Raw genomic sequence first — 3221 nt, 5'->3', positions numbered from 1 at the left:
TGCCCCACGCCCGCCCGTGTCCCGTAAGGCGGTTCTCGAAGAGCGAAATGTGGGCCTCACCACTCCCCACGGCCTGCCAGGAGGGGTCGGCCGCCTCTCCCAGCCGCTCCCGATAGTCGCGGATATACTCCCAATAACGGGTGATGCGCTGGCGCAGTTCCATGATTCTTTCCCGGCGCCGGGGGAGTTTTTCCTGTGCCAGCGCCAGGTCCAGTTCCCTCAATAACGCCGGCAGGTCCGACGCTTGGAGTGCCTCCCGGGCCGCGTGCCACCGCTCCCGCTGGCCCGCCAAGGCCCGCCGCAGGTCCCGCGTGATGTGGAAGCGGTCGTACTGGTAGATGGCCCGGCCGAAGTGTTCCAGGCCAGCTATGATCCAGTTGGCGGCATCTCCGTTGATGATGATCTGGGTCTCGTCTAAATCGGTGTATTCCCGGCTTAAATTCCCCCGTACGCCTTCCCAGTACACCCACCCCTCACGCACCAGGCTGGCATAGTAGCCGGGGTTCACCAGGCGCCAGGCCCCCATGTCTTCCGCGCCCCTCCACCGCGGTGCCCACCCCTCGTGCTTGAAGCAAATTTTGGCCTCGGTCCGGCGGGGAGTCTCCTCTTCCGGTTGGCTATCCCGCCGCCGGGGGCGCTGGAGGGCCACCACGATGCCGTCGGGCTCCAAGAATATGGCCGGCACCTTGCGCTGCCCCTCAGCCCGCTCGGCTTCCCTTTCCTCCCGGGCTTTTACGCTTTCTGCCCAGCGCAAGAGGTGGCGGCGGATGGTCTCGTGGCTGATGACGCGGTACCCGTAAAGGTCCTCCAGGCGGTCGCGCGCGTCGCGGTACGAACTCCCTTTGGTGGCCCAGTAAATGGCCAGTTCGTCCAGTACCGGGCTCACTTGCGCCCTCTTGCCCAGGCCCAGTTGTTCGTCCAGCAGGTATATCCGCTTGCGTTCCTTGGTGTCCCAGTAATACCGCCGGCGAAAGGTGATGGGGCCGAACATGGTCTCCAGGGTGCGCTCTTTGCGGGTCCTTAATCGGTACCGCTGGCTGTCCCGGTGGACCATCAAATACTCGTCCAGCATATGCAGGATTTCGACCAGCTCGCGACGAATTATCTCCACCACAATCGCAAAAACCAGCTTCTCCAGCTTGCAAAAACTCCACTTCGTTCCATCGCTAATCGCGGCCAACAAGGTTTCCATGGGAGAGGCCCTCCTCCTGGGTTGTGTGTTTGGTCGCCACTACCTTCGAGGACAGGACCTCTCTCTCCTTCTTCTAAACCTCACTCCTCTATCAGGACCGACAACCCGGTATCTTTAACCAACTTATTCCTCTAATGTATCCTGTTACCCCCACTCAAATTTTACTCGAACACGGCCCCACGCCGCCACCGGGGCACAGACACGCGGCCCTGCCGGCCGGGTAATTTTCGTTGCAACGGAGATCGGCCCCACCCCCGGCAGAGCCGGCCTCAAAAGGCCAAGGGCCCGGCCGCGCGAGATGCGGCGGCCCGGACCCTCGCCTCGTGAGACTCCTTTCCCTCCGCCGGCCGACCGTGCCGCTACCGGGTCGAGGTCGAGGAGCTGCCGCTCGTGGAGGCACCGGCCGAGAGGCCGGAGATCGCCGCCACCCTAGCGGTCTCGATGGTCAGGACCGCCAGGTGGTAGTTGAACAGGGCCTCGACGTACCGGGACTCGAGGCGCATGCCACCGCTCCGAGGCCTGGAGCCGGTGCCCACGCCCACCTCGTAGCGAAGGGACGCCAGGCGGTGGTTCTCCCGGGCCTGGTCCAGACCCGCCTTCAGGGACTACAGGACCTTGTGCCTGTCGGCCCCCACCGCGTTGAGGTAGGTCCTGGGTGAGGTCCGCGGCCACCTGGTTGGAAGCGAACGCCATCAAAGGGGTCTCTCACGTTCTTTCCCACTCTTCCCTGGTGATGCCCGCCTGCCTCAAGATCTCCTTCAAGAGCGCGGGACCGATGTCACCCTCGTGCGGATTCGGTATTCGTAACTTCAGCGGCCCGCGACGCATGAAAGAATGTTTCCCCCCGGAAAAGGGGCCCTCAAAACCGAGGCGACGCAAACGCCGGATTAGCTCCTGCCTGCTGACGGGCCTCACGCCTCGGCCACCACACGGTTGAGATCAATTCCTCCCAGGCGCGGCAGTGGATCCCGGTCCCGAAGTTTGAGGATAAGCCATTCTTCCAAAACCTCCTGCAGTACCTCGCGGCACCTCTCCAGCGTGCTCTCATTGGCCCACACGCCCGGACACGGCGGTATCTCGCCGAAAAACGTGCCGTCGTCCAGTGCCTTGTACCGCGCTTCCGCCATGGCCGCCGCCACAAACGCGCTCAAGATCGGCATCGGACATCATCCCCCTTCGCCTTACCATCTCATCCTTCTGACCACCCGTATTGTACCACCTCATCCGGCTCCGCCGGCAAGCCGCCCACGGCTGCGAGCAAGCCCGCGCCAACCTCCGACGGTACGCCCCCGCACGCCGCGCAAGGCGGCGCAACGTCCTGCCGCAATCCCGCACCCGCGCTCCCTTCCGGCCGGGGTCCGGCGCCCGCCTCCAGTTTACACCACCCGCCAACTTCCCGCAAGGAGGACGCGGCCCATCCCGCCCGCGCCGGGGGCTGTCTCCAAAAAAGCGAAGGGCCCGGCCGCGCCGTGACGGCGCGCCGGACCCTGGAACCTGCGCTTCTACTCCGCCGGCTACTCCGCCGGCACGAAGCGGTATTATCTTCGCCGCAGGCCGGGCCGTGAAGGCCCCGTTTTTGCCGCCGGCCGCGGCCGGCCGTGCCGCTACCGGGTCGAGGTCGAGGAGCTGCCGCTCGTGGAGGTACCGGCCGAGAGGCCCGAAATCGGGGCCACCTTGGCGGTCTCGAAGGTCAGCAGCGCCAGGTGGTAGTTGTACAGGGCCTCGACGTACTGCAACTCGATGCGCAGGAGCTGCTCCGAGGCCTGCAGCACCTCCGGGCCGGTGCCCACGCCCACCTCGTAACGCAAGGACGCCAGGCGGTGGTTTTCCCGCGCCTGCTCCAGGCCGGCCTTCCGGCGAATACCATCGGGTGTGAGGGGCCGGCAATAGCACCGGGCGCAACCCTCCCGGCCGGACGGCACGCACCACAGGCCGTCACCCAGGACGCCCGCGCCGCCACCCGCTCACGAAGATAGAACGTCCCCGGGGGCATTGCTCTGGAGAGAGACGTCAGTTCCGCGCGTCAAGC

Annotated in this window: 5 protein-coding genes; all 5 read right to left on the bottom strand. The window is 65.5% G+C overall.

Annotation, left to right across the window (positions count from 1 at the left end; all coding sequences use genetic code 11):
- Window positions 1-1192: ISLre2 family transposase (locus tag AB1609_19265; protein MEW6048582.1), on the bottom strand; the 1192-nt coding region annotated here is incomplete at its 3' end.
- A gap of 359 nt (window positions 1193-1551) precedes the next feature.
- Complete coding sequence (locus AB1609_19260; GenBank protein MEW6048581.1) at window positions 1552-1695, bottom strand: hypothetical protein; 144 nt, start codon at window positions 1693-1695, stop codon at window positions 1552-1554.
- A gap of 202 nt (window positions 1696-1897) precedes the next feature.
- Window positions 1898-2107, bottom strand: a complete 210-nt coding sequence (locus tag AB1609_19255) for a type II toxin-antitoxin system HicA family toxin (GenBank protein MEW6048580.1) — start codon at window positions 2105-2107, stop codon at window positions 1898-1900.
- On the bottom strand, window positions 2104-2352 hold the full coding sequence (locus tag AB1609_19250; protein MEW6048579.1) for a type II toxin-antitoxin system HicB family antitoxin: 249 nt from the start codon (window positions 2350-2352) through the stop codon (window positions 2104-2106). Before AB1609_19250 ends, AB1609_19255 begins: the two co-directional genes overlap by 4 nt.
- 444 nt (window positions 2353-2796) lie before the next feature.
- Window positions 2797-3114 (bottom strand): TolC family protein, encoded by a 318-nt coding sequence (locus tag AB1609_19245; protein ID MEW6048578.1) that lies wholly within the window; start codon window positions 3112-3114, stop codon window positions 2797-2799.
- Between the last annotated feature and the right edge of the window lie 107 nt (window positions 3115-3221).

Source organism: Bacillota bacterium, from assembly GCA_040754675.1.
Lineage (GTDB): Bacteria > Bacillota > Limnochordia > Limnochordales > Geochordaceae > Geochorda.
Note: the sequence above shows the minus strand (reverse complement) of the source record. Positions and strands in the feature narration are given on the sequence as shown.